This window comes from Nocardia sp. NPDC059177 (assembly GCF_042755165.1).
In the GTDB taxonomy this organism is placed as follows: domain Bacteria; phylum Actinomycetota; class Actinomycetes; order Mycobacteriales; family Mycobacteriaceae; genus Nocardia.
In genome coordinates this window covers 38,621-59,274 of the sequence record NZ_JBHZBX010000027.1, presented here as the reverse complement: position 1 = coordinate 59,274, position 20,654 = coordinate 38,621, and the positions used below count along the sequence as shown (strand labels likewise).

The following is a 20,654-nucleotide window of genomic DNA, read 5'->3' as shown; positions in this document are numbered from 1 at the left end:
GCTGCCGCCCGCTGCCGCCCGCTGCCGCCCGCTGCCGCCCGCTGCCGCCGCTGCCGCTGCCGCTGCCCGCCGCTGCCGCTGCTGCTGCCGCCGCCCGCCGCCCGCCGCTGCTGCTGCCGCCCGCTGCTCTGCCGTCCTGGCGATCCAGCGGACCCGCCGACGTGAACCTGCCTGCCACGACGCGGTGGGCAGGTTCATCTCGACACCTGTCCACCGCCGGCCGCGACCCCAGGGCTCAGAGCCGCTCGATGACGGTTGCGTTGGCCAGCCCGCCCGCTTCGCACATCGTCTGCAGCCCATAGCGCCCGCCGCGTTGGTGCAGGGCGTGGACCAGTGTGGTCATCAACCGTGCTCCGGAGGCGCCGAGTGGATGTCCGAGGGCGATGGCCCCACCGTTGACGTTCACTTTGCGCAGGTCCGCGCCGGTGTCCTTCGCCCAGGCCAGTACGACCGGCGAGAATGCCTCGTTGATCTCGACCAGGTCGATATCGCTGAGTCGCAGGCCCGCGCGGCGCAGCACCTTCGCGGTCGCGGGGATGACGGCGGTGAGCATGAGCAGTGGGTCGTCGCCGGCGACGGCGAAGCTGTGCAGCCGGGCCAGTGGGCGCAGGCCGAGCTGGGTGGCGCGTTCGCTGGTCATGATGAGTACTGCGGCGCTGCCGTCGCTGACCTGGCTGGCGGTGGCGGCGGTGATCTCCCAGCCGATCTGCGGGAAGCGGGCGGCCATGGCGGGGTCGTAGTAGGCCGGCTTCAATCGGGCGAGGGTTTCGATGGTGCTGCCGACCCGGATTCCCTCATCGGTGTTCAGGCCGGCCAGCGGCGCGAGCTCGGCGGCGAACAATCCGTCTTTGGTTGCGCGCGCGGCCTTTTCATGGCTGCCGAGGGCGAACTCGTCGAGCTGGGTCCGGGTCAGTCCCCACTGGGCGGCGATGAGTTCGGCGCTGATGCCCTGGGAGACGAGCTCGTCGGGATAGCGCTCGGCGAAGCGGGTACCGGTGATGTCGGCGGTCCCGAACACGCTGGAGCCCATGGGAACTCGCCCCATCGACTCCACTCCGGCGGCGACCACGATGTCGTAGGCGCCCGCGATCACGCCTTGGGCGGCGAAGTGGATCGCCTGCTGGCTGCTGCCGCATTGCCGGTCGACGGTGGTGGCGGGCACCGATTCCGGATATCCGGCGGCGAGTGCGGCCCGCCGGGTCATGTTCACGCCCTGTTCGCCGATCTGGGTGACGACACCGCCGATGACGTCGTCGATCAGCGCGGGGTCGATTCCGCTGCGGTCGACCACTTCGCGCAGGCTGTGGGCCAGCAGGTCGACGGGATGGACGTCGTGCAGGGCGCCGGTGGGCTTGCCCTTGCCGATGGGGGTGCGTACCGCTTCGACGATGACCGCGTCGCGCATGGGAGGAGTCCTTCCATCTGACTCTAGTTGACAATAGTCAGCGTAGGCGCTAACTATCATCGGCTCAAGTCAGTCGGCGTATGATCTGCGCTATGTCAGCCGTGATGGAAGGACCTCTGGCCGATCTCAGCAAATGGGACGCGGCGGGTTGTTCCATCGCCAGGGCCATGGATCTGATCGGCACGCGCTCGGCGATGCTCATCCTGCGCGAGGCCTACTACGGCACCCGCCGCTTCGACGGCTTCGCCCGCCGCGTCGGCATCACCGACGCCGCCGCCGCGAGCCAGCTCCGCAAACTCGCCGCGGCCGGACTCCTGGAAAAACGCCCCTACCAGGAAGAAGGCAAACGCACCCGCAGCGAATACATCCTCACGCCGATGGGCCGCGACCTGCTCCCGGCCGTCGTCGCGCTGTGGCAGTGGGGCGACAAATACCTCCAGCCCGGCCCCCCGCCGCTACTGCGCGTCGATGCCGAGACCGGCGCCCCCGTCACCGCCGACCTGCGCACACCCGACGGCAAACCCGTCGACCTCGAGCACCTGACCGTGCGCGTCAACAAGGACTACCTGCGCGCCCGCGCGCAGTCCGAACGCTGACCTGGCACGGTGTGCGCGGCGACCCGGTCACCGCGCCGCACCGGACCCGCCCCGCAGCGATCCGGCGACCTTGCCGCTCCGGACCCGCCCCGCAGCGATCCGGCGACCTTGCCGCTCCGGACCTGCCCCGCAGCGGACCGGCGACCTTGCCGTTCCGGACCGCCCCCGCAGCGAGCCGGGCGCCTTGCCGCTCCGGGCTCGCCCGCGGCGAACCGGCGACCTCGCCGCTCCGGACCCGCCCCGCAGCGAACCGGCCACCGTGCCCGACGGCGACGAGCGGATCGCCGCGCGCCAGCGTCGCCGTCGGGCCGCGCACTCAGCGCAGCCGGCTGCCGTTCTCGGGGTGGAAGAAGTACACGTGCTCGGGATCGGCGGTGAGCTCGAGCTGCTCGCCCTTGGCCGGCGGCTTGCGCCAATCCACCCGCGCCACAATGGATTCCCCGGTCTGCCCGCTGGCGTCGGCGGACAGTGCCCGCCCGTAGACGTAGGCGTCGGAGCCCAGCTCCTCGACCACGTCGACCTCCATCCGCAGCCCACCCGAGCCGACCTCGAGATGCTCGGGACGGATACCCAGCACGACCGAGCCCGCGCCCGCCTCGACGACCGCGCGCGGCACCTTGATCGGGTATCCGCCGATGGTGACAGCCCCGTCCGCGACCGGCAGCGTGAACAGGTTCATCGCGGGCGAACCCATGAACCCGGCGACGAACATATTGGACGGATCGCGGTAGAGGTCACGCGGTGACGCGCACTGCTGCAGCAGCCCGTCCTTGAGCACCGCGACCCGGTCGCCCATCGTCATCGCCTCGACCTGGTCGTGGGTGACATACACCGTGGTGGTGCCGAGGCGGCGTTGCAGCTGGGCGATCTGGGTGCGGGTCTGCACGCGCAGCTTGGCGTCCAGGTTCGACAGCGGCTCGTCCATCAGGAACACCTGCGGCTGCCGCACGATCGCGCGCCCCATCGCCACCCGCTGCCGCTGACCGCCCGAGAGCGCTTTGGGCTTGCGGTCCAGGTACTGCTCGAGGTCGAGCAGCTTGGCCGCCTCCAGCACCCGCTGGTCGCGCTCGGCCTTGGACACCTTGGCCAGCTTCAACGCGAAACCCATGTTCTCGGCGACCGACATGTGCGGGTAGAGCGCGTAGTTCTGGAACACCATCGCGATATCGCGATCCTTGGGTTCGGCATGGGTGACGTCGTTCTCGCCGATGAGTATGCGTCCGCCGTTGACCTCCTCGAGGCCGGCCAGCATCCGCAGCGAGGTGGATTTACCGCAGCCCGACGGTCCGACGAGGACCAGGAATTCGCCGTCGGCGATCTCCAGGTCGAGCGCGTCGACAGCGGGGCGTTGCGCGCCGGCGTAGAGCCTGGTGGCGCGATCGAAGGTCACAGTTGCCATGCGTTGATCTTCATCCCATCCCGGCAGGAACGTGCCGGACGATCCGAGTACAGGGTCGCCAGGATGGTAACGGCCAACCGGAGCGAGTGCCCGTTTCCGGGTAGCCTCGGCTGCGGAGCCAGTCGAGTGCCAGAGGAGCACGGTATGCGTCGTCCTGTTCGAATCGGTGTCCAGCTGCAACCCCAGCACGCGTCCGAGTACGGCCGCATCCGCGACGCGGTGCTGCGCGCGGAGGACGCGGGCGTCGACATCGTCTTCAACTGGGATCACTTCTATCCGCTCACCGGCGACCCCGGCGGCGCGCACTTCGAATGCTGGACCATGCTCGGCGCCTGGGCCGAGCAGACCGAGCGGGTGGAGATCGGCGCGCTGGTCACCGGCGGCGGCTACCGCAATCCCGACCTGCTCGCCGATATGGCCCGCACCGTCGACCAGATCAGCGGCGGCCGGCTCATCCTCGGCATCGGCGGCGGCTGGTTCGAACGCGACTACGACGAATACGGCTACGAATTCGGCACGCCAGGCACCCGGCTGAACCTGTTGAAGGACAGCCTGGCCCGGATCACTGCCCGCCTCGGCAAGCTGAATCCGCAACCGGTGCGCGAGATCCCGATCCTGGTCGGCGGTGGCGGCGAGCGCAAGACCTTGCGTCTGGTCGCCGAATACGCAGACATCTGGCATTCCTTCGCCGATGTGAACACCTTCGCGCACAAGAACAAGATCCTCGCCGAGCACGCCACCGCCGTCGGCACCGACGAGACCCGCATCGAACGCTCGGTGGCCTGGCAGGGACGAGCCGCCGCCAACGAACTGCACGCGGCCGGGGTCACCCTGTTCACGGTCGGCGTCTCCGGCCCCGACTACGACCTGACCACCCTGCGACAGGCCGTCGACTGGCGCGACGAAGTGAACCCCGAGCTGCTCGAGGGGCTTGCCTGAGTGTTGCGGGTCACCGTGCAGGCGCGCGTTACCTGCCGCGGACGGGGTAGCGGCTAGGGTCTATCGCCATGGCGAAGGTGCGTGCTGTGCGGACTCGGGCGCGGATCGCCGCGCTGTTGCTCCTTGTCGGCGTGGCCGCGACCGGGTGCGGTTCCGGTGGTGACACCGCCGGCCGCGACCTGTGTTCCCCGCCGGGCGCGAGCGCGGCCGCCGCCGCGCCGACCAATCTGGCCTCGGGGGAGACCGCGGGCGCCGACCGCTACACCACCGCGACCACCGCGCCGCTCGAGTCGATCGATTCCGGCGCGCTCGGCCTGCTCACACCGGGCAAGCTGAGTGTGGGCACGCTCTCGGACGCGCCGCCGAGCATCTGCGTCGACGGGGCGGGCACCTTCACCGGGTTCGACAACGAACTGCTGCGCGCGATCGGCGCGAAGCTCGGTCTGCAGGTGGAGTTCTCGGGTACCGAGTTCGCGGGTCTGCTGGCCCAGGTCTCGGGCAAACGGTTCGATGTCGGCTCGTCCAACATCACCACCACCGATGCCCGCCGCGAACTGGTCGGCTTCACCAACGGCTACGACTTCGGCTACTTCTCGCTGGTCGTGCCGCAGGGCAGTGCGATCAAGAGCTTCGGCGACCTGACCGCGAGCAGCCGGATCGCGGTGGTGCAGGGCACCGTGCAGGACGAATTCGTGGTCAACCAGCTGCATCTGGACCCGGTGAAGTTCCCCGACTACAACACCGCCTACGCGAATCTGAAGTCCGGCCAGGTCGACGCGTGGGTCGCGCCGTCCGCGCAGGCCGAGGGCGCGATCGCGCCGGGCGACGGAACCACCATCTCGCAGAACACCTTCAGCCTGGACAACTTCGTCGGCTACGCGGTGGCCAAGAACAATCAGCCGCTCATCGACGCGCTGAACTCGGGCCTGGACGCGGTCATCGCCGACGGCACCTACGCGCGCCTCTACACCGATTGGGTCCCGCGCGAACTGCCGCCCGGCTGGAAGCCCGGCTCCAAAGCCGCACCGGTACCCCAGCTTCCGGACTTCGCGGCGCTGGCCGCCGAGCGCGGACCAGCCGAGACCGAGCAGGTGGCGCAGAAGTCCACCCTGGAGCAACTCGGCGACACGTTCTTCGACTGGTCGTTGTACCGCAAGGCTTTTCCCGACCTGATCAAGACCGGGCTGCCGAATACGCTGATCCTGGCGGTGGTTTCGGGTGTGCTCGGCACGGTACTCGGCATGATCCTCGCGGTCATGGGCATCTCCCGGACCCGCTGGCTGCGCTGGCCCGCCCGCGTCTACACCGATATCTTCCGCGGCCTGCCCGCGGTGGTGATCATCCTGCTGATCGGCCTCGGCATCGGCCCGGTGGTCCGCAACATCACCGGCGGCAACCCGTACTGGCTCGGCGCGGTCGCCCTGGCGCTGCTGGCCGCGGCCTATATCGGCGAGATCTTCCGCTCCGGTATCCAGTCGGTGGAGCCGGGTCAGCTCGAGGCCGCGCGCGCCATCGGTTTCGGGTATCGCCAGGCGATGACGCTGGTGGTCATCCCGCAGGGCGTGCGCCGGGTGCTGCCCGCGCTGATGAACCAGTTCATCGCGCTGATCAAGGATTCCTCGCTGATCTACTTCCTCGGCCTGCTCGCCTCCCAGCGCGAGCTGTTCGCCGTCGGCCGCGACCTCAACGCCCAGACCGGCAACCTGTCCCCGCTGGTCGCCGCCGGCCTGATGTATCTGGTGCTGACCATCCCGCTCACCCACCTGGTCAACTACATCGACCGGCGGATGCGCACCGGCAAACCGGCGCCCGCCGCCCCTATCGACCCGGTCGAGACGGCCGTCATCACGGAAGGGCGCTGACGATGAGTGCATCCCTGACCGGCACCGGGCTGAACCTCACCCTGGGCAACAATCACATCCTGCGCGGGGTGGACATCCACGTCGAGGCCGGGCACGCGACCACCGTGATCGGCCCGTCCGGCTCCGGCAAATCGACCTTGCTGCGAGTGCTCAACCGCCTGCACGAACCCGATTCCGGTGACGTCCTGCTCGACGGCAAGTCCGTCCTGCGCGACAATCCCGACCGGCTGCGTCAGCGGATCGGCATGGTGTTCCAGCACTTCAACCTGTTCCCGCACAAGACCGTGGCCGACAATATCGCGCTCGGCCCGCGCAAGCTGCGCGGCCTGTCCGCCGAGCAGGCCCGCGCGCTCGCGCTCGAGCAGCTCGAGATCGTCGGGCTGGCCGACAAGGCCGACGCGCGTCCGGCGTCGCTGTCGGGCGGTCAGCAGCAGCGTGTCGCCATCGCCCGCGCCCTGGCCATGAAGCCGGAGCTGATGTTCTTCGACGAGGCCACCTCCGCGCTGGATCCGGAGCTGGTCAAGGGTGTGCTCGCGCTGATGGCCGACCTCGCCGCGGGCGGCATGTCGATGATCGTGGTGACCCACGAGATGGGCTTCGCCCGCAGCGTCTCCGACAGCGTGGTGTTCATGGATCAGGGCGTCGTGGTGGAGACCGGCACCCCCGATGCCCTCTTCGACGACGCCCAGACCCCGCGCCTGCGCCGCTTCCTCGACCAGGTCCTCTGACCAGTTCGAGGGGTCGCGGCAAACCATGCGCAACTGCTAATGTCGGCATCGTTCCAGCTCCACTGACGAGTACAGGAGAGCACGATGACCACGGCGCACGCCGAACATCTCGAACATACCCATATCCACGGCCCCACCTGCGGACATGTCGCCGTTCCCCACCAGGATCACGTCGACTACGTGCACGACGGGCACCTACACCGCGAACACGCGGGCCACTTCGACGAGTGCGAACCCACAGCACACATCAAGCACACGGCCCACGAGCACGTCCACGGCCCCGGCTGCGGGCATGTCGCGGTGCCACACGGCGACCATGTCGACTACATCCACGACGGGCACCGTCACGCGGCCCACAACGGCCACTACGACGAACACTGACCGAACCCCCCGGCGCACCGTCCGGGGGGCCACCGCGTTATCGGCCGACCTCGCCGCATCCGCGCAGTCGGTTCGATCATCGTCGACAGTCCTCAACGCCACTCAGGCATAAGCGAGTTCTTCCGGTGCGGCCTGACTACCTTGGCCGATCCGGTCAGTTGGTGTGACTCCGCCCGGCGAGCACTTGCTGACGGCGGCGAAGGCTGGTGGGTTCTCCCGGCGCGGTCCGCTTGTTCCGGCCGTTCGCGCGGGTCGGCGATGTGTTTCGCCGGCCGGGTTGGTCGATCGCTGATGGTTGTGACGGCGGCTCGCGGCGGGGGTTCGCCTGGGGTGGCCTGGATGTTTCGGCTGTCTGATCCGGTCAGTTGGTGTCGGCCCGCCGGGTTGGTCAATCGCTGACTGTCGCGAAGGCGGCCCAGAGCAGTGGGGAGTTCTCCGGGGTGGGGTCGGACTGCCAGGCTGACAGGCGGCTGCGTTGCCAGGCGAGTAGGGCGGGGATGGGGGTGGGGGAGTCGTGGGCGGTGTCGACGGCGCAGATCGCGGCCTGGAGTGGGTGGCCGGTGGTCGGGGTCATGGTGTGGAACGCGTGGTCGGTGGGGAGTGGCCAGCGGGTGGCCGTGACCAGTTCGGCGCCGGCGGCCAGCGCGGCGGTGGTGAGCCCGAGTGCCTCGGTGAACCGCAGGTCACCGCCACTTTCGCAGGCGATGAGCGCGACCCGGCTCGGCATCGGCCACAGTTCGCGACCGGCCACCGGTGCCGGGTCGATGGTGTGCGTGCCGAGCAGCAGATCCTTCGCCGACAACGGCCGGTGCGTGCGATTCGGCATGGCGAAACCGCGCGTCTCGGCGGTGCAGCTCAGATGCAGTTCCGCGTGCTCGCTCTCCCCGGACTCCGGCGCGGGCGCGGTGACATGGCCGACGTAGACGAGCCTGCTCGCACCCGCCCGCAGGACCTCCGACAGCCAGGTCCGATCGGTATCCGTCCGCCGGAACAGCTCGACCGGATCGTCGACGGCCGGCACCAAGCGCCCGTCATACCCGCTGAAATGTTGCGCCACAACCATTTCCGAGCTCGGTCTGCCGAGCACCGAACCCAGTTCCGAATCCGCGCGGAAGCCGGGCACCCGAGGATCGAGCACCGCAACTACCGGCAGCTCGCGAGTCTCGTTCCAGCGGTGCGTGATCCGCCCCTCTGCGTGCACCACCGACACCGGCGCCAGCAGGCTCACATCAGCGATATCGAGCAACCGGATCTCCGGATCGGGCGCGATGATCTCCCACGGCACCTGTGCCAGCCGAGGCGAGGGCTGGATCCGTAGATGCGGGCGGATGCCGCGCTGCCACAGTTCGTATAGTTGCACGGCCAGGCCGTAGGGCAGCAGGGTGCGCGACAGTTCCTGTGCCAGTTCATGTTCGGCCACCGGGTCGACCAGTGCGCCCGTGGTCATGCTGCGTCGCAGCTCGTTTGGATGCCCGGGGTCGGGAACCGCCGCCGTCAGCTGGTGCAGTACCTCGCGCACCTCGTCGCGGGGGAGCGTCGCCACGCCGCGCGCCGCGTAGTCGTCGACCCACCGCCAGGACACGTAGACATCGCCCGCGTCGGCCATCCGGATCAGCGCGGTCGGTTGTGCCGCCACCGCCGCATCGGTGCGGTCGGTCGCCGGTGGCGAATCGGTGGGCCTGGCGGACGGGGCGCTGATCGGCGTGCGTGGTGAGTCGACGTTTCTCGCTCGCGGCGGCGTGTGGGCCGGGCCGGTTCCGGTCGGCTCGGGTTCGGCGGGGTTCATAGCGTGATCACCCGCTTGTCGCGGACCGGGCGGCCGTAGCGGTGCTCGGCATAGGTGATGTAGTCCGACAGGATGATTCGGCCGTCGTCGACGAGCAGGGGTGGCGGTGCGACGGGAATGCCTGCGGCGGAGGCGACGTCGGCGAGGGCGCTACCGAGGTGCAGGGTGGTGGTTGTCGCGGACGGTTCGGTGGGCTCGTCGAGGAGCTGGAAGCTGAGGGTGGCTGGGGTGGTGTCGGCAAAGGCGATCGGGTCGAGAGTTGTTCCCGCGCACTGACTGTCGATCAAGTCGCTGACGAGTTGGCCGTTGCCGGTCCGGGCCGCGCACCGGAAGGCCAGGTGCACAGCGGGTTCGGCGATGGTGCGGTGCCAGTTCTCGCGCTGGTTGCCGTTGGGGAGGGTGTGGCGTACCGAGTCGATGGCGAGTGCGGCGGGTACGGCGAGATCGACCGCGCGGGCGAGCAATACGGGATCAGCATGTGCGACTTGCCCACTCGCATTGTGCAGAAGCTCGGCGTGCCAGTAGTCGAGCTGGGCGCAATGCATGCCGAGGCCGTGCGCGGAGTAGACCGCGAACGCGGCAGCGAGCAGTTCCTCGCTCTGCGTCAGATCGCCCTCGGCGCAGGCGACAGTGGCGAGCCGCAGTCGCACATCGGCGGCATCCAGCACCGCGCCGGTCGCGTCGAAATGTGCCAGCGCGCGTTCGTAACAGCTGCGGGCAGCGGCGATGTCCCCGCGACCTTCGGCGAGGAACCCCGCCGTCTTCGCGCCGATCCCGGTCCAGTGCCCGAGCTCGGCCGCCTCGAAGAATTCCTGACTGGCCCGCAGCGGTTCCTCCGCTTCGTCCAGGCGTCCGCTGCGCGCCAGCATGATGGCGAGATTCTGCTGAGATTCGGCTACCGACGCGGTCTCGCCCGCCGCGACGAACGCCGCCACCCCCTGCCGCGCGAAGTCGATCGCCAGCTCCCGCCGACCCGTCTCGAACGAACTCGCCGCCAGGTTCATCAGCGAATGCCCGGCCAGCTCCGGCGCGAAACGCTCTGTCACACCAAGTGATTCACGCGCCAGCGTCGCCGCCTGCGCCCACTGCTGACGGTGCAGGGCCACCGCAGTCAGCGACAGCAGACACGCCACCCGCAGCAACCCCTGCTCGGCATCGTCGGCGAGCAGCTCGCGCGCTTCCTCCAGCACGTCCTGCGCCGCATCCAGCTCACCCAGATGCTGGAGCGCCTGCGACAGATTCACCAGCGCGGCGGGCCGCTGATGCGCCGCGTCCTCGGGCAGCACGGCCAGCGCCGTCCGGAACAAGGTCACCGACCGCCGATGATCCCCCAGCTCATCGGCCATACTCGCCGCATTGATCAACGCCGCACTCCGCAGCCGAGGCGCCGCCCCCTCCGCCGCCTTCTCGAAGATCCCCAGCGCCGCCACCACATCCCCCCGCTGATACGCGGCATACCCCGCCGTGAGCTGCGCGTCGTCCTGCTCGGAAGTCCGCCCGGTAGCCGCCATCTCACTCACTCCTGCCAGTAGTCAGTTCAGGGTTGGCGCTTTGGCTCATCAGAAGTCGCCCTCGGCGTCTGCGGCTGCTGTCTCGGCGGCCAGCCGGGCGCGACCGTCGTCGTCGGACAGACGGGTCCGGGCGAACTGTCGAATCTGTTCGCGCAGTGGAGCTTCGTCACCAGGTGGGTTGGCCGGGCCGACGCCGGGAACGAAGACGCGCACTGCCACCGAGGATTCGGCGCCGAGCGGTACTTCGGTGGTACCAGTCCAGAGATCACGATGTAGTTGGAGCGGAATCACGCGCTCGGGTGGCAGCGCATCCGGACTGGAAACGCCTGCTGTGGCGGCACTCTCGTGTCCAGTTGATGTCGAGCGGGTACTCTGCTCGGCGGCGAAAGCATCGGTGCGCACGTAGGCGTGGGGGCGAAGGTGCGCGGGGACCGGGGCTCGGCAATCAGGTGCCGCGATCACCTCGACCCGCACTGTCGACACCCCGGCTGCCCGCGAAACCTGCCAGGAGACAGCATTTTCGCTCGCGTCGAGAATCCCCGGCGGGCACCGGCGCCAATCCCAGCCGCCTTCCCCGCGTGCCAGCACCAGCCCATCCCGCGCATGACCGCCGCCCGCCGCCAGCGCGTAATCCTCGGCACGTTCGGCAGTGCTACGCCCACCGGATGCGGGCAGTTCGCCTCCGCTGCTCGCTTGACCGGTGTTGCCCTGCTCGGAGCGCGGCGATGACTGGGATTCGACTTCGTCGATGTCGGCAGCCGGGAAGTCCCTCTCGTCCGGATCGGCACTGGGATGGCCAGAATTGCTGGGCGGTAGTGGAGTTTCTGGCCCGGTGATCGCTGATCCGGATGTATCAGAAGCACCCGAATCCGGGGCGGTGATCCATCCGCCGTGAACCGGGGCACTCGTGATCCAACCGTCGAGTCCAGAGGCGTCGGCACCGTCGAGCACCATGTCGCAGATGTCGGTCAGTTCAACGATTTCGTCGTCCAGTAGCCGGGCGTCGAGGGCGGGAATGGCATCGATGGTCGATGCCGGCCACCATCGAGTTACCCAGTGCGCATAGGCGAGCCGGCGCAGAGCCGCGACGAGATCGGGCTGCGCGGGTCGGGCTGTGAGTGCGTGGGGATAACCATCGGCGACGGCCAGCGCGACCTCTTCGCCGTATACCGCCCAGAGCCAATCCTGTGCCGCGTCGACATCATCGAGTACCGCGGCGGGCACCAGCGTTCCGGACAGCAGAGACCAACTCAGATGTCCACCTGCGACTTCCAGGACAAGAGCATCGAGACCGGCTACCGGGTCGGTGACCAGTGGACTTCCACCGGGCGTCACCGTGAACAGCCCACCTTCGGCACGGAGCTCGATGACCGTCATCAGCTGGCCCTCGCATCCGGCACCGCCGCCGCCTCAGCCGTGAGCACCTGCTTCACCCGCGCCCGATGATCAAGCATCACCGACCGCGCCACCCCGTCCAGCAGATCCCACAACTCACCCGCCTCACACACCGGCATCTCCCGCACATCCCGCCCATGCAACCGCACCCACAACCTGCGCAGATAAGGCCGCCACGGCCGCCGCAACTCAGCAGCGACCACCCCGAGCGGCCCACCACCCTCCACCCCATGCACAGCGAACCGCCGCGCCTGCAACACATAGCCCTCCCGCCGCCACCGCGCATTCACCACCGCATGCGCACGTGAGACCCGCCAACCACCCGGCGTTCCATCGTCCGCCGATCCCACCGGCGCCGACGAAACCACGACCGACCTGCGCCGCGCAGCGGGGCCCGCACCGGCCGACGCATCCGATAGCGGTGTGGCTTCGGCGTCCGCTGTGTCAGCTGACCTGCCCCGCACCGACTGGTCCACGCCGGAAGCCGACACGTCCCCTATCCGCGTGGCCTGGGCACCCGCCGTATCGGCTGACCCACATCGCGTCGATGTACCCGCTTCGGCGTCCGAGGTGTCACCCACCCGTGCGTCATCGGTGTCCGCCGGGTTGGCTGATCGGTGCCGTGCCGACAGGCCCAGACCAGCGGCTGGGGCGTCGCCCATCCGCGTGGTTGATGGGCTCGTATCGGCGGCTGGCGCGTCCCCCACCTGCACGACTTCGGCATCCGCCGTGTGACCACCCAAGTCAGCGGTCACACGGGGCGTGACGGAATCACCCTCGCCGAGCGGCGAAAGGCCCAGCGCCAGTTCAGAACCCGCCGCGGCCGCCACTCGCAACGACTCGTCCAGTAATCCCCACGGTGAGCAGCTTCGCGAGATCTCCCGTGACACCAGTTCCGGGATGTCCGGGAGCTCGGTTCGGTCTGTACTGCCCTGGAGGACCGTGAACACCCGCTCGTAGACAGTCCGGTCGAACGGCAATCCCAGCTTCGCCGTCGCCGCCGACGCGCCGAGCTGCGGTTGCTGGGGGGCGGCGTGGCGGGTGAGCCCCAGTTCGTTGGCGTCGGCGCCCTGCCACAGTGCGATCCCGCGATGTGTCCCGGCGCCGTCTTCGACAACGTCGTCGAACAGCGGACCGGCGTCGGCGGGATCACCCTCGCGGGCCAGCGTGCAGGCGTCGAGCAGCTCGATCAGCTCCTCGGCCCGGTCGCGCGGGTCATAGGCCGCCACCGGCCGCCGCGACCAGGCGAGCATCAGCAGTTCGGCCAGTTCGACGGCCCGGTCCGGTTCGGTGACATAGCTTTTCAGCGCGGCCGTGGTCCGCCCGCCGGTGCTCTCGTGGATCTCCCGCAGTGTCGCCGTCGCGATCTCACGTCCCCGCTCACCGTCGGGCGCGCCGTGCACGGTCGCCAGTTCGAAGCATCGCTGGAAGTACAGATCCTGGGCATTGCCCTCGGTGATCCGCAGCGCCCGCCGCGTTTGTTTGAGCACCGCGAACCAGGACGCGCAGGCGCGCAGGGTGTCGGACTGGGCGTGCACGAGGGCGGTCAGCAGGGCGACACCGTCGGCGTCGAGCACAGTGGGCGCGCACAGCGGATGCTGCACCGGCCGGATGACCAAAGGGTCCAGGATCAGCTTCACCGTCCGCCGCAACGGCCCACCGGGCGGCCCGCTCAGCGCGCCGACACCGTCGAGCCCACGCCACACCTCGTCGAGCACCATGGCGCGGGACCTTCGCATTCGACCAGGTTAATGGCTTTTCCGGCGGAAAGCGGCGGCAAAGTTGGGATCGGTAGGCGGCGCGGGATTTCTACCTTTCTCGCAACGGGTCACCGACCCGCACACCGAGAGAACGGAAACCCACCATGAACACCAAGCTGATCGCCGGCCTCGCCGCTTCCGCCGCCACCGCCCTGTTCGTCACCGGCTGCGGCGACTCCGGCAGCACCGCGACCCCGAGCAGCACCGGTTCGGCCCCTGCCGCGGGCAAGTCCACCGCCGCCGTCGACGGCAAGGCCTTCGACGCGAACTTCGACACCACCTGCGCCAAGCAGGGCGGCACCCTGGCGCTGGCGCTCACCGACACCGCCAACGCCACCTACGGCAGCCTCTCGGTCAGCGCCACGCTCGCGGGCGAAACCGTGCAGGCGGTCGCCATCGCAGGCAGCCAGGGTGGCGCCAACGGCATGCCCTACGCCGTCGGCTACGGCAACGGCCAGCCGGGCGGATCGGCCACGCTCAGCAAGGACGGCGACACCTACCGGATCACCGGTGAGGGTGTCGGCGCGCCCGATCTGACCAACCCGCTGGCAGGCCCGTCGACAGCGAAGTTCGACATCACCTTCGCCTGCTCCACCATCGTCGGCGCCTGACCCCACCGCGACCCGGTCGCACTCACCAGAGGAGGAACCATGAAATCCAAGATCCGTGCGGCCGCGGTCGCCTTCGGGGTATTCGCCGTCGGCTACTACCTCTACTACGGCCTCACCAACCGCCCCGACGAGGTCACCGGCTCGATGCTCGGCTGGGTCGGCCCGCAGATGGCGCTGCCGATCATCGCCGCCACGCTGGTCCCGATGGCCTTCGCCTTCACCGGCGACGGCATCCTGGCGGCCTTCACCGGCCGCAACAGCTCCGAGTTCCGCAACGCGGAGGTCGGTATCGGCACCATCACCGCGTTCCGCCAGACCGGCGTGTCGGTCAACGATCAGCCGCAGGTCAGGATCGAATTCCGGGTCGAGGGCGGGGACGGGAAGGTCTTCGACTCGCACGCGAAGATGATTGTGCCGCTCACCGAGCTGGCGCTGTTGCAGCCGGGTGTGGTGCTGCCGGTCCGGTATCTGCCGGGCCGCACCGACAAGGTCGAGGTGGACCGTTCCGGTGACACCGGCGTCGCCCAGCGCGCCATGAACGAATCGCTCATCCGCAAGGGCATCACTACCCGCGGCAAGCTCGACATCGCCGAACGTGGCCTGGCCGCCCAGGCGGTGGTCCGCCGCCTCGACGTGCCCGGGCGCATCCGTGGCGGCTACACCGAGGTCGTGCTCGGCCTGGTGGTGACCCGCCCCGACGGCACCACCTTCGAGACCAGCGCCGAGAAGTATCTGCCGCCGACAGCGGTCGGGCTGGTGCAGGTCGGCCGGATCGTGGGTGTCCACTACCTGCCCGGCAACGAACAGGAAGTGGTGATCGCCCTGCCGGTCAACGCCTGATGACACCCCCGGATCCAGGAACTCGGCGAGAACAGCACTCGCCGAGTTTTGGTCGTGTGTTCATCTTCGCGTTCCCGACGGCTCGCCTGCGCTGCATACCGTGCCGGAGTCCGCACTACCCGGGAGTCACCGTGAGTCCGAAACCGCTCGCCCTGTTCGTCAAGCACGACGGTCAGTCGGCACGCGCCGCCCTGACCTGTGAATACAAGTGCGGCAACGCCTGTTTCCACGAGCCGCCGAACACCTCCGACGGCGCCTACTTCGGCGACATCGTCAGCGGTCTCAACCGCCGCGGTCTGATCAAGGGCGGTGCCGCCGCGGTCCTGGCCATCGGCGCGGCGAGCGCGCTGGCCGCCTGTGGTGACGACGCCGCCGACGCAGGCACCACCGGGTCTGCCGGAACACCTGGCACTGGAACCGATTTCACCGCTGTCGCGCCCAACAAGGAAGACGCGCTGGTGATCCCGGAGGGCTACGAACAGCAGGTCGTGCTGCGCTGGGGCGACCCGCTCTTCGCCGACGCCCCCGCCTTCGACTTCGACAAGCAGACCGCCGCCACGCAGCTGAAGCAGTTCGGCTATAACAACGACTTCGCGGCCCTGCTGCCCATCGAAGGCCAGGCCAACAGCTATCTGCTGGTGGTCAATCACGAGTACACCACCGGCCCGATGATGTTCCGCGGCTACGACAAAGCGGCGCCGACCGATGAGCAGATCGCCATCACCAAGGCCGCGCACGGCCTGACCGTGGTCGAGGTGAAGGGCGAGGCGGGCACCGGCAAGCTGACCCCGGTCTTCGGCAAGTACAACCGCCGCATCACCGCCGACACCGAGTTCACCCTCACCGGTCCCGCAGCGGGCAGCGAGTTCACCCGGACCGGCGCCGACTCCTCCGGCGCCAAGGTGCTCGGTACCTTCGCCAACTGCGCGGGCGGCGTAACCCCGTGGGGCACTGTGCTTTCCGGCGAGGAGAACTTCAACGGCTACTTCGCCAACGGCGACAAGCCCGCCGACCCGCAGGGCCGCCTCGAGCGCTACGGGTTCAGCGGGGACGCCACCGCCAACCACTGGGAGCGCACCGACAAGCGCTTCGACCTGGCGCAGGAACCCAACGAGGCCAACCGATTCGGCTATGTCGTCGAGGTCAACCCGTGGGACGCCGGCTCGACGCCGATCAAGCACTCGGCCATGGGCAGGCTCAAGCACGAGGGTGCGTCGATCTATGTCACCCCGGCCGGGGATGTCGTCTCCTACACCGGTGACGACGAAAAGTTCGACTACATGTACAAATTCGTGTCCACGCGCAAGATGCAGTCCGGCACCGGCGCATCGGCGATGCGGCACAACCTGACCATCCTGGACGCGGGCACCCTCTACGTCGCCAAGCTCACCGGCGATCACGCCGACCGGATCGACGGCAGCGGAAAGGTGCCGTCGGACCAGGGTTTCACCGGTAAGGGCCAGTGGATTCCGCTGCTGAAGACCGGCGAGGACGGCCAGGCCGAGTCGCTGGTCGACGGCCTGAGCGCCGCCGAGGTCGCGGTGTTCACCCGCCTGGCCGCCGACAAGGTGGGCGCCACCAAGATGGACCGCCCCGAGGACTTCGAGGCCAACCCGTTCACCGGCAAGGTGTACGTGGCGCTGACCAACAACGACAACCGCGCCAAGGAAGGCAAGCCGGGCGTCGACGAGGCCAACCCGCGCAAGCTGAACAAGAACGGCCAGGTCCTCGAGCTCACCGACAACCACACCGGCACCGATTTCACCTGGTCGCTGCTGCTGGTCTGTGGTGACCCCGCCGCCGCCGACACCTACTTCGCCGGCTTCGACAAGACCAAGGTCAGCCCGATCTCCTGCCCGGACAACTTGGCCTTCGACCCGTACGGCAACCTGTGGATCTCCACCGACGGCAATGCCCTCAAAACCAACGACGGCCTGTTCTCGGTGATCCTCGACGGTCCCAACCGTGGTGAGACCAAGCAGTTCCTCACCGTCCCGAAGGACGCCGAGACGTGCGGTCCGATCATCACCGAGCAGCGCGTCATCGTGTCGGTCCAGCACCCCGGCGAGGACGACGACGCCACCCCCGACAACCCGAAGTCCCACTGGCCCGACGGCGGCACCAGCCAGCCCCGCCCCGCCGTCGCTGTCGTGTGGAAGAAGAACGGCGGACGCATCGGCATCTAGCCGGCACCCGACCCGCTGACGAAGCCGTTACCCGACTGGGCGGGTAACGGCTTTCGTCGTCGTCAGCTGCTGCCGAACAGGCCCGACATATTGGCGAAGCGAGCGAAATCGCCCTGGGCGCCGCTGTAGACATTGACGTCGGTGGCGCCGCCGATGCCGGGGACACTGCCGCGATCGGTGGTCTGCCAGAAGGTCCAGGCCGGCCAGTCGCCGGGCACCTCGGGTTCCGGGTTGCCGCGATAGTCGGCGATCCACAGCGGGTAGCGGTGGAAGGCGCTGGAGTCGCCCATCGCGGTTTCCCAGAAGTGGGGATAGGTGTAGATGATCGGGGTGCGGCCGGTCAGGGCTTGCAGGGCGTTGAGGTAGCGGTGGGTCCAGTCGACGAGGGCGGCGGGCGACAGGCCGCCGGAGGTTTCCAGATCCAGGACCGGGGGCAGATCGAGTGGGCCGTTCTGGCCGAGGACCGTCGCCGCATACAGCGCGGCCTGCGGTTCGGGCGGCAGTTCGGGGCGCGCGTAATGGTAGGTGCCGCGCGCGACGCCCGCGGTGCGCATGAGGATGCTGTCGGGCACGAAGTACGGATTGACGTAGTGCAGGCCCTCGGTGGCCTTCACCATCGCGAACTGATGCCCGGCCGCGCGCACCGCGTGCCAGTCGATCATCCGCCCGTCGACGTGCTGCCAGGACGACACATCGGGCCCGCTCGGCTCGGCGTGGGCCGCCACCGGCATCATCGCGCCCAGCGTGACAACCGACATCACGCAACCCCGTCGAACCGCGGCTTTCCAGCGCTTGGTGTCCATGGTGGACGACCGTAGGTGATCGCCACGGCGCTGACCAGCGTCTCGCCGGGGTGTCCGCGATAGTTTGCGCAGGTCCGCGCGATGACGCTCGACCGGCTGGCCGTCCGGGCGCTGCGCCCGCTCCCGGGCTCGATCATCGTGCGGTCCTTTCCCTACGACCAGGTCTGCTCGCCGTAGTGGTCGGTGGGTGCCCGTAATCTCGGTGTCGACATCGGCAGACAGGAGTGGTGGAGATGGCCGGCAAGCGTGCGGTGCGGTTCGAACCGGCGGTGACCGAACCGCGGTCCCCGCGCCCCGCCGTGGCACCGGCCGACGATCCGGCCGACGACGCCACAGTGACCGGCGTCGAATACCGCGGGGCCGACTTCGCCGAGGCGAAGGTCTACGGGTTCACCGCCGAGCAGTGCCTGTTCGACAGCGTCCGCTTCCCGAGCACGCTGCGTCAGTCGACCATCGCCGAATCCGTACTGCGGGTCTGCGACCTGGCCAATGTGCAGGCCGATGATTCCTCGATGTTCGAGACCGTCATCGAGCACGGCCGGATCACCGGATTGTCCTGGACCGCAGGCGTCTTGCGTGATGTGCTGATCGACTCGACCCGCGCCGACCTGGCCTCCTTCGCCGAATCACGCCTGCGTACAGTCGTTTTCCGTGACTGCGACCTGCGCCAGGCCGACTTCCAGCGCACCGAATTCCGCAATGTCCGCTTCGAACGCTGCAATCTCACCGGCGCCCGCTTCGCCGACGCCCGCCCCCAGCAACATTTGCGCTTCGAGGACTGCGACCTCACCGGAATCACCGGCGTCACCGCCCTGCGCGGCGCCACCATCCAGGGCGGCGACCTGGAATCCCTCGCCGCCACCCTGGCCCGCGAACTCGGCATCGCGGTCGAACTGCCGACCACCGACGACGGGTACTGAGTCGTTATCCGGGTGTCCTGGAGGCTGTCGCCGCGGCGTCGGCTCGCGAATTCGGCACCTGGTCGAACGGCCGACCACGCCGACGAGCACTGAGCGATACCCGGTGCGGATCAACCGGGCCGCCAACCAGTTCGTGTCGGGGCGGTGAACTCCGGGATCAGCCCAGCCAGTCGAGAACCGAAGCGGCGGTCCAGGATTGCTGCATGCTGCCCAGGGGCGCGCCGGTGAACGGTTCGTAGTATTCGGCGAAGCTGCCGTCGCTGGCTTGGCGCAGACCTTCGGCGCGCAGCATGTAGGAGCGTTCGGCCCAGCCGCGCCGGGCGAAGGCCCAGGAGAACAGCCAGCTCATCACCGGCCAGACCGGGCCGCGCCAGTACTCGCGCGGGCGGAAATCCTTGGCGACCGGTGAGGTCGAGGGCGGCAGCGCGTAGCGCAGGTCGGGATGACCGCAGAAACGCGGGCCTTCGAAGGTGGTGAGCAAGGCTCGCTCAGCCGGGCGCGACAGCCCGCCCGAGAGCAGCGGTGCGAACATGGCCAGCGTCTCGGTGCCGATCCAGCGTTGCAGGCGCACGTCGTAATCGCGTGCGGCGCCGGTGCGTTCGTCGGTGGTGGCGACCACGCCGGTGCGGAACCGCTGGGCCCACTGGTGCAGCTCACGCACATCGGCGTGCGGCTGCTTGTACTCCTCGCCGATATCGGCGAGCACCTCGCAGGCCAGCGCGAAGATGGCCGAGACGAACACGTCCTCGACGGCGAAACTCATCACCGAGGTGAGCTGGAAGTCGTCGTAGTTCGCCCGCCGCATCTGCTCGACCAACCACAGGTAGCGGTCGTATTCGCGGTCGCTGGGGCGCTGGGACGGATCGGCGACGATCGCGGTGTCGGCGCGGCGATACGGCGGAAGATCCGCGCCGGGAACCACATTCGCGTAGGCGCGATCCCAGCGCGGCGAGTTGTCCATGCCGGATTCCCAGCCGTGATACAGCGTGACCCGGCCGGTCTCCTTGGGGTCGCGGGCATGGGCGAGCCAGCGGTGCCAGCGCACCAGATCCGGCCAGCGGCGATTCAGGAACTCCTCGGCGACGGCCCTGGTCGAGCGGCCGTGCCTGCGGGAATGGTCGAGGATGCGCTGCACCGCGATGGCGTGCACCGGCGGCTGGGTGATGCCCGAGGTGTCGGGTCCGTCGGGCGCGTTGGCGGCCAGCCTGCGGCACTCCCAGCGCGCGGGCCCCGGGAAGTAGCCGTCGACTCCGTTGGCGAAGACGATGTGCGGGATCATCCCGTTCTTCCACTGTGCCGAGAGCAGCGTGTCCAGTTCGACGACGGCGCGCTCCACACTCAGCGGGGCCAGCCCGACCGCGACGAACGCCGCGTCCCAGCTCCACATGTGTGGGTAGAGGCGGGGCGCGGCGCTGGTCATCGTGCCCAGGTCGTTGCCGCGCAGGAGATAGGCGGCGCGTGCCGCGAGCTGCGTGGGGGTGAACCCTGGGTCGGTCATCTGTCTATTCTGCTGGCGACCAGGCGGTGCGGCA

At 68.9% G+C, this 20,654-nt stretch carries 18 protein-coding genes; 9 read left to right on the top strand and 9 right to left on the bottom strand.

The genetic code is table 11. The annotated features are described in order from the left end of the window. Together ACFXK0_RS26200 and ACFXK0_RS26195 are read right to left on the bottom strand one after the other, a co-directional pair. Nucleotides 1–198: hypothetical protein (locus tag ACFXK0_RS26200; RefSeq protein ID WP_379413510.1), on the bottom strand; the 198-nt coding region annotated here is incomplete at its 3' end. Between the two features lie 37 nt (nt 199–235). Then, nucleotides 236–1,405, bottom strand: a complete 1,170-nt coding sequence (locus tag ACFXK0_RS26195; protein ID WP_379413508.1) for an acetyl-CoA C-acyltransferase — start codon at nt 1,403–1,405, stop codon at nt 236–238. Between the two features lie 92 nt (nt 1,406–1,497). Between ACFXK0_RS26195 and ACFXK0_RS26190 the strand changes: the two genes are divergently transcribed. Beyond that, entirely contained in the window at nt 1,498–2,001 is a 504-nt protein-coding gene (locus ACFXK0_RS26190; protein ID WP_379413507.1) for a winged helix-turn-helix transcriptional regulator, read from the top strand. A 316-nt stretch (nt 2,002–2,317) separates the two neighbouring features. On the opposite strand, the gene ACFXK0_RS26185 is transcribed toward ACFXK0_RS26190, so the two are convergent. Next, nucleotides 2,318–3,400: an ABC transporter ATP-binding protein gene (locus tag ACFXK0_RS26185; RefSeq protein WP_379413505.1), complete on the bottom strand. Its 1,083-nt coding sequence runs from the start codon at nt 3,398–3,400 to the stop codon at nt 2,318–2,320. Between the two features lie 144 nt (nt 3,401–3,544). Between ACFXK0_RS26185 and ACFXK0_RS26180 the strand changes: the two genes are divergently transcribed. From ACFXK0_RS26180 to ACFXK0_RS26165, 4 genes are all read left to right on the top strand, one after another. After that, on the top strand, nt 3,545–4,339 hold the full coding sequence (locus ACFXK0_RS26180) for an LLM class F420-dependent oxidoreductase (protein ID WP_379413504.1): 795 nt from the start codon (nt 3,545–3,547) through the stop codon (nt 4,337–4,339). 68 nt (nt 4,340–4,407) lie between these two features. Beyond that, nucleotides 4,408–6,201: an ABC transporter substrate-binding protein/permease gene (locus tag ACFXK0_RS26175; RefSeq protein WP_379413502.1), complete on the top strand. Its 1,794-nt coding sequence runs from the start codon at nt 4,408–4,410 to the stop codon at nt 6,199–6,201. A gap of 2 nt (nt 6,202–6,203) precedes the next feature. After that, entirely contained in the window at nt 6,204–6,929 is a 726-nt protein-coding gene (locus ACFXK0_RS26170; RefSeq protein WP_379413501.1) for an amino acid ABC transporter ATP-binding protein, read from the top strand. Between the two features lie 84 nt (nt 6,930–7,013). After that, nucleotides 7,014–7,310, top strand: a complete 297-nt coding sequence (locus ACFXK0_RS26165; protein ID WP_379413500.1) for a hypothetical protein — start codon at nt 7,014–7,016, stop codon at nt 7,308–7,310. Nucleotides 7,311–7,698: 388 nt separating this feature from the next. On the opposite strand, the gene ACFXK0_RS26160 is transcribed toward ACFXK0_RS26165, so the two are convergent. The 4 genes from ACFXK0_RS26160 to ACFXK0_RS26145 all read right to left on the bottom strand — a co-directional run bounded on the left by ACFXK0_RS26160 (nt 7,699) and on the right by ACFXK0_RS26145 (nt 13,741). Further along, complete coding sequence (locus ACFXK0_RS26160; protein WP_379413518.1) at nt 7,699–8,916, bottom strand: CHAT domain-containing protein; 1,218 nt, start codon at nt 8,914–8,916, stop codon at nt 7,699–7,701. Between the two features lie 176 nt (nt 8,917–9,092). After that, nucleotides 9,093–10,607, bottom strand: a complete 1,515-nt coding sequence (locus tag ACFXK0_RS26155) for a tetratricopeptide repeat protein (RefSeq protein WP_379413499.1) — start codon at nt 10,605–10,607, stop codon at nt 9,093–9,095. Nucleotides 10,608–10,655: 48 nt separating this feature from the next. Next, on the bottom strand, nt 10,656–11,984 hold the full coding sequence (locus ACFXK0_RS26150; RefSeq protein WP_379413498.1) for a hypothetical protein: 1,329 nt from the start codon (nt 11,982–11,984) through the stop codon (nt 10,656–10,658). Then, nucleotides 11,984–13,741, bottom strand: coding sequence for a hypothetical protein (locus ACFXK0_RS26145; protein WP_379413496.1), 1,758 nt, complete (start codon nt 13,739–13,741; stop codon nt 11,984–11,986). The genes ACFXK0_RS26150 and ACFXK0_RS26145 overlap by 1 nt, the downstream gene beginning before the upstream one ends. 125 nt (nt 13,742–13,866) lie before the next feature. Between ACFXK0_RS26145 and ACFXK0_RS26140 the strand changes: the two genes are divergently transcribed. From ACFXK0_RS26140 to ACFXK0_RS26130, 3 genes are all read left to right on the top strand, one after another. Then, complete coding sequence (locus tag ACFXK0_RS26140) at nt 13,867–14,373, top strand: lipoprotein LpqH (protein ID WP_379413495.1); 507 nt, start codon at nt 13,867–13,869, stop codon at nt 14,371–14,373. Between the two features lie 39 nt (nt 14,374–14,412). Further along, nucleotides 14,413–15,213 (top strand): hypothetical protein, encoded by an 801-nt coding sequence (locus tag ACFXK0_RS26135; protein WP_379413493.1) that lies wholly within the window; start codon nt 14,413–14,415, stop codon nt 15,211–15,213. Between the two features lie 131 nt (nt 15,214–15,344). After that, on the top strand, nt 15,345–17,399 hold the full coding sequence (locus ACFXK0_RS26130) for a PhoX family protein (RefSeq protein ID WP_379413492.1): 2,055 nt from the start codon (nt 15,345–15,347) through the stop codon (nt 17,397–17,399). Nucleotides 17,400–17,461: 62 nt separating this feature from the next. Here ACFXK0_RS26130 and ACFXK0_RS26125 read toward each other — a convergent pair whose 3' ends face one another. After that, nucleotides 17,462–18,157: a glycoside hydrolase family 25 protein gene (locus tag ACFXK0_RS26125; RefSeq protein ID WP_379413491.1), complete on the bottom strand. Its 696-nt coding sequence runs from the start codon at nt 18,155–18,157 to the stop codon at nt 17,462–17,464. Between the two features lie 278 nt (nt 18,158–18,435). Between ACFXK0_RS26125 and ACFXK0_RS26120 the strand changes: the two genes are divergently transcribed. Beyond that, nucleotides 18,436–19,122, top strand: coding sequence for a pentapeptide repeat-containing protein (locus ACFXK0_RS26120; RefSeq protein ID WP_379413490.1), 687 nt, complete (start codon nt 18,436–18,438; stop codon nt 19,120–19,122). Nucleotides 19,123–19,279: 157 nt separating this feature from the next. Here ACFXK0_RS26120 and ACFXK0_RS26115 read toward each other — a convergent pair whose 3' ends face one another. Then, entirely contained in the window at nt 19,280–20,620 is a 1,341-nt protein-coding gene (locus ACFXK0_RS26115) for an amylo-alpha-1,6-glucosidase (RefSeq protein ID WP_379413489.1), read from the bottom strand. Nucleotides 20,621–20,654: the final 34 nt, after the last annotated feature.

Coding starts and splice junctions, on each gene's coding strand:
- ACFXK0_RS26195 (WP_379413508.1), bottom strand. CDS start 1,405: ATGCGCGACGCGGTCATCGTCGAAGCGGTACGCACCCCCATCGGCAAG.
- ACFXK0_RS26190 (WP_379413507.1), top strand. CDS start 1,498: ATGTCAGCCGTGATGGAAGGACCTCTGGCCGATCTCAGCAAATGGGAC.
- ACFXK0_RS26185 (WP_379413505.1), bottom strand. CDS start 3,400: ATGGCAACTGTGACCTTCGATCGCGCCACCAGGCTCTACGCCGGCGCG.
- ACFXK0_RS26180 (WP_379413504.1), top strand. CDS start 3,545: ATGCGTCGTCCTGTTCGAATCGGTGTCCAGCTGCAACCCCAGCACGCG.
- ACFXK0_RS26175 (WP_379413502.1), top strand. CDS start 4,408: ATGGCGAAGGTGCGTGCTGTGCGGACTCGGGCGCGGATCGCCGCGCTG.
- ACFXK0_RS26170 (WP_379413501.1), top strand. CDS start 6,204: ATGAGTGCATCCCTGACCGGCACCGGGCTGAACCTCACCCTGGGCAAC.
- ACFXK0_RS26165 (WP_379413500.1), top strand. CDS start 7,014: ATGACCACGGCGCACGCCGAACATCTCGAACATACCCATATCCACGGC.
- ACFXK0_RS26160 (WP_379413518.1), bottom strand. CDS start 8,916: ATGGCCGACGCGGGCGATGTCTACGTGTCCTGGCGGTGGGTCGACGAC.
- ACFXK0_RS26155 (WP_379413499.1), bottom strand. CDS start 10,607: ATGGCGGCTACCGGGCGGACTTCCGAGCAGGACGACGCGCAGCTCACG.
- ACFXK0_RS26150 (WP_379413498.1), bottom strand. CDS start 11,984: ATGACGGTCATCGAGCTCCGTGCCGAAGGTGGGCTGTTCACGGTGACG.
- ACFXK0_RS26145 (WP_379413496.1), bottom strand. CDS start 13,741: ATGCGAAGGTCCCGCGCCATGGTGCTCGACGAGGTGTGGCGTGGGCTC.
- ACFXK0_RS26140 (WP_379413495.1), top strand. CDS start 13,867: ATGAACACCAAGCTGATCGCCGGCCTCGCCGCTTCCGCCGCCACCGCC.
- ACFXK0_RS26135 (WP_379413493.1), top strand. CDS start 14,413: ATGAAATCCAAGATCCGTGCGGCCGCGGTCGCCTTCGGGGTATTCGCC.
- ACFXK0_RS26125 (WP_379413491.1), bottom strand. CDS start 18,157: ATGTCGGTTGTCACGCTGGGCGCGATGATGCCGGTGGCGGCCCACGCC.
- ACFXK0_RS26120 (WP_379413490.1), top strand. CDS start 18,436: ATGGCCGGCAAGCGTGCGGTGCGGTTCGAACCGGCGGTGACCGAACCG.
- ACFXK0_RS26115 (WP_379413489.1), bottom strand. CDS start 20,620: ATGACCGACCCAGGGTTCACCCCCACGCAGCTCGCGGCACGCGCCGCC.